5 protein-coding genes are annotated in these 6,728 nt (G+C 49.5%); all 5 read right to left on the bottom strand.

Annotated features, from left to right (window positions below; all coding sequences use genetic code 11):
* Positions 1 to 463 (bottom strand): FGGY family carbohydrate kinase (locus tag JF818_RS15660; RefSeq protein WP_255528465.1); only part of this gene is annotated, 463 nt, incomplete at its 3' end.
* A 2-nt stretch (positions 464 to 465) separates the two neighbouring features.
* Positions 466 to 1,740 carry a zinc-binding dehydrogenase gene (locus tag JF818_RS15655; protein WP_198892980.1) on the bottom strand — a complete coding sequence of 425 codons (1,275 nt, stop codon included), beginning with the start codon at positions 1,738 to 1,740 and terminating at the stop codon, positions 466 to 468.
* A 10-nt stretch (positions 1,741 to 1,750) separates the two neighbouring features.
* On the bottom strand, positions 1,751 to 2,911 hold the full coding sequence (locus JF818_RS15650; protein ID WP_198892979.1) for an SDR family NAD(P)-dependent oxidoreductase: 1,161 nt from the start codon (positions 2,909 to 2,911) through the stop codon (positions 1,751 to 1,753).
* Positions 2,912 to 2,920: 9 nt separating this feature from the next.
* On the bottom strand, positions 2,921 to 4,237 hold the full coding sequence (locus JF818_RS15645) for a PHP domain-containing protein (RefSeq protein ID WP_198892978.1): 1,317 nt from the start codon (positions 4,235 to 4,237) through the stop codon (positions 2,921 to 2,923).
* A 12-nt stretch (positions 4,238 to 4,249) separates the two neighbouring features.
* Positions 4,250 to 6,703 (bottom strand): thiamine pyrophosphate-dependent enzyme, encoded by a 2,454-nt coding sequence (locus tag JF818_RS15640; protein WP_198892977.1) that lies wholly within the window; start codon positions 6,701 to 6,703, stop codon positions 4,250 to 4,252.
* Between the last annotated feature and the right edge of the window lie 25 nt (positions 6,704 to 6,728).

Below are 6,728 nucleotides of genomic sequence, written 5' to 3'. Positions count from 1 at the left end.
GTACCGAGAGGTAATGAGATGCTGCCTTCAAGGCTTCAGGGCGATCACGTTTCATCGCAGCAAGTTGATAGAGGGTATTGAAGGGCTGGAAGGCAATCCCGGTTCTCTCATAGATCCGCATCTTACCACCCAACTGCTTCGAGACCTGCTCGATCAACCCGTCAGTTCTACTGTCACGATAGTGATAGCAAAGGGAGACCAAGCCCCCTTTGTCATCAGTGAGCACATAGTCAACGCCCCAGGTGTCAATGCCGATGGAGGATATTTCACTTCCATACTTGGCAAAAGCCTTCTTCAGTCCCACCTTTATCTCGGCAAACAGGCTTTGGATGTTCCAATAGAACTCCCCCAGTATCTGGTCGTTTTGGGTGACAAACCGATGTACGACTTCAAACTCACCGAGGTCCCCGACGAGAACACGGCCGTTGGAAGCACCTAAGTCGATGGCGATATGCTTCTTCATAATTACTCCTTGATTCGTTTCTTGCAGTTTTCCAAGAGGTAGGCTTCTGCTTCAGCTGACCACAATCCATTGTGCTTATCAACCAGCTTTGCAAGTTCAGCAAACACCTCATTGGTCTTACCCAGCTCAGCAAGGTCGGTCAGTGCTGTGAGGGGGAAGTCAAGATGAGTATACATCATCTTCTTTCCACCAGGGATATTTGGGAGGTTTATCACTGCCTCGGGAACTGCTGAGAGCCCTCCGATATGGGTTACCATTGCTGCAGGGTTGATCAACCCCTTTTCCATCAGGTGCAACGACTCTCTCATATCATCGGTATTACCACCACTGGTACCCACAATGTGAGTGGAAGCGTAGTGCACGTTGTAGAAGTTCATGCTTGCAGTGAAATCTGTTTTATTTGGACCTGCGAAGAAGTTCAGACAACCATCCTTTGCGAGGATTGCATCGGCCTGCTCTACCAGCATTCTTACAGGAGCCATAACCAGCACATCATCGTAGCCCTTTCCATCAGTGTACTCCATCAAGGTTGCATTCGGGTCACTGTAGTTCTTGGTATTGAAGTAGATCAGCTCAACCCCGTTCTGCTTGGCATCCTCAACGCTGTACAGGTCCTGCGCACGTTTGAGGCGTGCATCATCTATGTCGGTAACGACCAGACGACCGGGCTTTCGATCAGGGTTGTGTACTGCATAGTCGATGGCGGAGAGGCCCATAGGGCCGACACCGGCAAGAATTGCCATATTGCCACCCTCGACGATTCCCATCTTATGCTCATACGAACCATTAGTTGTGTGGTACATTGCATGGAAAGTACCAACGACACAGGAAACAGGTTCAGCAAGACTTCCAAGGAAGAAGGCCTCCCCATCGTAAGGAAGCAAGCAATCCAGTTCCATTACCTGATGAGGAATCACGACATAGGTTGCGTCCCCTCCAATGTACTGGAATGAATATCCAGGGGCATCAAGCGTACCCTGGTAATTCAGAGCAGGCTGGATAGAGAAACGTGAACCAACCTTGAACTTATCCTGCCACTTCTTTCCTACCTCAACGATTTCTCCACAGAACTCATGACCCAGCATGATAGGGTTCTTGTCGACGTCATTTGGGACTCTCTTATGGCTTGCACCCTGCTCAGCGGCCTTGTGGTCGCTCATGCAGATACTATTGGTTATCACTTTTGCGAGGATTTCGTCCTCTGCAATCTGGGGAAGTTCAAACTCTTCGAGGCGAAGATCATTCACTCCATACAGACGGATAGCACGTGTTTTCATTTCTATTCTCCTAATTAAGCATGACCTGGCCACCGGTTACGGGAACCGCCTGACCTGTCTCGTAGGTCTGTTCGACTATGTAGAGAAGTGCCTTCATGACGTCCTCTGTGCGACATCCACGATTCATCGGCACCTTCGATTCATAGAACCGTCTTACATCGGCAACACTTTTCGCCCCTGGAACCTTTCCAGCTTCCAGGTACTGCACAAACAACCCTCTCTTCGGGTCCGACCAAAGCGGACCGTCAAGGAAGTTGCCCGGACAGATTGCGTTGACCTTTATGTTATCCTCAACCAGCTCCAGAGCAAAACTCTGTGTAAGTCCGATGGTCCCGAATTTTGCACCTGCATAGGCGCCATTCTTATTGGAACCTTCCAATCCGGACTTACTGGAAATGGCAATAATATCAGTGAAATACGAGGCACTGGGAATATTCTGCAGGGCCATCAGTCTGGAGGCAAACTTTGTGCAGATAAAGAATCCGGTATAGTCAACGTTGGTGACAAACTGGAAATCCTTCAACTCCATGACCTTCACAGAACCGGCACGAAGCACACCTGCATTGGAAACAAACAGATCCAATCCACCAGTCTCCTCAGCTACCTGATTCATCATAGCCTCTACACTCTTCTCATCAGTAACATTGACTGTGAGCGGTTTGGAAACAGTGATGCAGGCTTCCCAGTTCAGCTCATCACTGAGCTTTTTTGCCCCATCTGCATTCATGTCAGCTATATAGACAAAGGCTCCATGCTCAACAAGTGAGCGAACCATGCCCTCCCCAAATCCCTGCGCACCACCGGTGACCAAGGCAACCTTGTCTCGAACGACATCTGCACGACTGAATGTCGGAGGAAGTGTTGGGAGCAAGCTTACCCCTTCAGCCCTGAAGGCCTCATCATAGTTGGTCCCGAGCCCGTACTGCAGGTCCATTCCTGCAATTTCTATTACAGAAGGAAATACCTTTCTCTCTGAAGTGTAGGCATCGAGCAACTTCTTCCAAGCCACGGAAGCCTCTTCAATGCTGGCAAACTCTTTTGGAGATGGCAAGGAAAGGTCCACCTTCTTACCAGTGACACGGTGGATAAACAAACCCTTCTGACCATCAAAGGTCAATCCACGAAGCACTGGGGGAATCTCAAAGTTAATCTGTTCTGTAAACGTAGTCATTGCTTCTCCTTAGAACTGCTGCACGAGGGAATATGGGTCATGGGCATTCATTTTTCTTCCTAGTGCTGCGTAATGTTTCAACTTCTCTTCGAGAGAAGACCCCGCCATTGGATTTTCAGGATGAAACAGACCAAGCTTATCATCACAGGAAGCGAGCTTCTCATGCGCTACCAGCGCCCAAGCTGCATCAACAAGATGTCTGGCCGTAGGTTCCAACAACTCAGGACAGTTCATACTCTGCCTGCTGCTGTTTATATCGACCCCACTGATCTCCATCAGGTTCCTCTCCCTGGCAAGCTTCTGCAAGCGAAGCATCTGCTCCTTTGTATTGCGTGGAGGCATATAGGTAACCGCAGGGAAACCAATATCCACCAACAGGTCCAACAGCTTTTCCAAAAACTCATCCTCAAACTTCTCGGCCTTCTTATCCCCGGTCACGCTCTCAGCCACATCCCCAAGATAGGCATAGGCTGCAATGGCACCAATACTGTTGGCAAAAGAGACCACCTCACGAACATCCAGACACTCTTCCTTGGAAGGTTGAATGAAGAACCGAGGCAGGAAGGTACTCTTGTAGACTCCCAAGAGATCATACGCATAGTGGGGATTGTCCTTGTCCAACAACCAATCCTGCACCTTTCCAGCAAGGGTTAGGCCCAGGTCCTTCTTGAGGAAATGGACCAGCTTCTCCCCTTTTCCAAACATGGAGATACTCTGGTTTGCCATAGCATAGAGAATATGCCGTTCAGTAACAGAGCCACCTTGGTCAGCTCTGCTTAGAGGGAGAACATCCCTTTCAAAATCAAGGTCGAAGCCATACTGCCCTACCAAGGCCTGCAAAGCCTCGACTTGAGCCTTATTCCTCTCGTTACGTATTTTTTGAACCGGCTGGAGGAACTTGGCAACAGTCGAGATGTGTTGCTTGGGAACCCCGTGGACGCACATATAGGCTATTCCGATGCTGTCCGGATTGTTGAGCTTTCTATCTGCGAGCGGAGTGTCGAGAAAACTTGTTCTCAGCTCAAACCCTACCGTACTGGCGATCCCGATATTCTGAGCTGCTTCCAGCATCTCCAGAGCCGCACCAATACTGTCATGGTCGATACTTCCTACAATACCCAGCCCTGCCTTCCAGGCAGCATAGGCTGCCGCAGAAGGTTCATAAGGACTGAATGAATAGGTGGTATGCACATGATTGTTCACCTCTTCAAGCGCTGTTCTCTTAAGAGAGCCGCCTTGAATCAGGGAACCAATCTCACTACTCGAGGTAAGTCGAGTAGCAAGATCTCTATCATTGATGCTTTTTTCAAGCTGTTTCAAATCCATGGGCTTTCCTTATCAGACGCCGAGTCTGCTTGTCCTGAAGAACTCACCGTCAGTGAAATTGCTCTGGGGGACATAATCGGGAATCGGCAAAATCTGTTCGTGGATGGCATCCAGTACCGAGTACGCCTGTGCAAAGTAGTACTCCTCCATTTCTGCTGGCGGTGTGATCCAGTTCTTTGACCCGACCACAATTGTCGGAGCATCGAGATAGTCAAAGGCAAGCCTGCTTAGATTGGAGCTAACGGTGTGCAGATAACTGCCACGTTCAGAGCTGTCGGTCACGAAGACTGCTCTTCCTGTCTTCTTCACTGATTCGATCAACAACTCATACTTGAGTGGGTTGATCCATCTCAGGTCGATCACCTCTGCCTCAAGCCCCTTCTCGGCAAGCTGTTCTGCTGCCTTGGTTGCAGTATAGAGAGCAGGTCCAAGTGCAATAAGCGTCACATCCTTACCTTCTCTCCTGATCACCGGTTCTCCTTCAGGAATTTCGTAGTAGCCCTCAGGAACTCCTTCCTTCACGAACATCTCGCCAATTCCATAGAGTTTCTGGCTCTCAAAGAATACCACAGGGTCAGTACCACGGAGTGCGTAGTTGAGCATGCCTTTCACATCATACGGTGTTGCAGGATACATTGCCTTCAATCCAGGGACGGAAGCAACCATGCTGGTCCATTCCTGGGAGTGCTGTGCACCATACTTGTTACCAACTGATACACGGAGCACAAGTGGCATCTTCAGGACACCGGCGCTCATAGCCTGCCATTTGGGCATCTGGTTGAATACCTCATCCCCTGCACAACCAAGGAAGTCACAGTACATCAACTCAACAACTGCTCGTCCACCGGCCATTGCGTAGCCTACTCCACTTCCAACAATTGCTGATTCAGCGATCGGGGAGTTGAAGAAACGGGAAGGAGGAAGCAGTTCGGTGAGACCGCGGTAGCAGGCAAATGCCCCACCCCAATCACGATGGTCCTCTCCATAAGCAACCATCGTCGGGTCAATGGAGAAGCGATGTGCCATTGCCTCGAAGACAGCGTCACGATACTGGTACTGCTTTGCAGCAGGCAGTTCCTTGCCGTTCTCGTCGTAAGCATAGCGACTTCTGCGGGCAATCTGCTTCACCCTTGCATTGTCTTCAAGTTTCTCCAGCAATACCGGTTCGCCATCATCCAACTTCTCAACACTGCCATTGGAGAACATTACGGACTCAACGAATTTTTCATCAACCATGGGACTGAGTACCGGATCAACGGTAATCTCGAGCGTCTTTCTCATCTTCTCTTCAAGTACCGTATCAAACTGATCAAGCTCCTCCTGGCTTACAACCTTGTTTTCAAGGAGATAGTTGCCGTAGGCCACGATTGGATCCTGGTTACGGAATGCTTCCAGCTCTTCCTTCGTTCTGTAGGTCATTGCATCACTGGGGCTATGGCCGCTGTAACGATAGGTGATGGTGTCCATGAACGCTGGACCTTCTCCCTTGAGGAGGATTTCTTTCTTGCGTGCTGTGGCATCTGCCACTGCAAGAGGATTGAATCCATCAACACGTTCGGTGTGCATGGAATACTCGTTGATAGCAGAGGCAACCCTTGCAGCAACCTTGTAGCCCATGGTCTCCCCAACAGGCTGACCGCCCATGGCATAGAGGTTGTCAAAACAGTTCAGCATGAAGGGAGGATACCCTGGGTTGTCTTCCCAGAGGGTCTTGTACTGGTCCATGGAGGATAGTACCAATCCTTCATAGACAGGGCCACGTGCAAGCGCTCCATCACCAATATTGGCGATGACAATTCCCTTCTTGCGGTTGATCTTCTTATAGAGGGAAGCACCTACTGCAATAGTACAGGAACCTCCAACAATTGCATTGTTGGGCATGCTTCCAAATGGCTTGAAGAAGGTATGCATTGAACCACCAAGGCCTGCAGAGAATCCAGGCTTCTTGGCATAAATTTCTGCCAATGCACCGTACAGTACAAAGTTCTCTGCAAGGTCACGGACATTCTCCCCGGGGAAGTGCTTCTCTACAATCTTGTAGGTCCCCCCATCCATGAATGACTCCATGATGGCAAGCAGTTCCTTGTCCTCCATCTTATAGATTGCACTCATGCTCTTGGCGAGAATCTCACCATGGCTACGGTGTGAACCAAAGATCTGATCCTCCGGGTCGAGTACCATTGCCTGCCCGACAGCAGCACTTTCCTGACCGGATGAGAGGTGGGCTGGTCCACGGTGGTTGTAGGAAATCCCCTGATACACACCCTCTTTCTTGATGGTGTCCAACATGGTTTCAAATTTTCTAATCAAGAGCATGTCATAGTAAGCACGGATCAGACGTTCTTTTCCGTATTGCTTAAGCTCTTTCTTAATGTTGCTCTTGTACTGATTAACAGGAATCGAGGGTGTTTCAATAGTGAGTGGCTCCCTCAATTTTACTGGATCAAATGGTATCGTTCTGGCCATATCGTTACTCCTTACAGACTATGGT

This window comes from Sphaerochaeta sp. S2 (assembly GCF_016406725.1).
Taxonomy (GTDB): Bacteria; Spirochaetota; Spirochaetia; order Sphaerochaetales; family Sphaerochaetaceae; genus Sphaerochaeta.
The sequence above is the reverse complement of the archived record's forward strand: the minus strand, read 5'-3'. Positions and strand labels throughout refer to the sequence as shown.

Coding starts and splice junctions, on each gene's coding strand:
- JF818_RS15655 (WP_198892980.1), bottom strand. CDS start 1,740: ATGAAAACACGTGCTATCCGTCTGTATGGAGTGAATGATCTTCGCCTC.
- JF818_RS15650 (WP_198892979.1), bottom strand. CDS start 2,911: ATGACTACGTTTACAGAACAGATTAACTTTGAGATTCCCCCAGTGCTT.
- JF818_RS15645 (WP_198892978.1), bottom strand. CDS start 4,237: ATGGATTTGAAACAGCTTGAAAAAAGCATCAATGATAGAGATCTTGCT.
- JF818_RS15640 (WP_198892977.1), bottom strand. CDS start 6,703: ATGGCCAGAACGATACCATTTGATCCAGTAAAATTGAGGGAGCCACTC.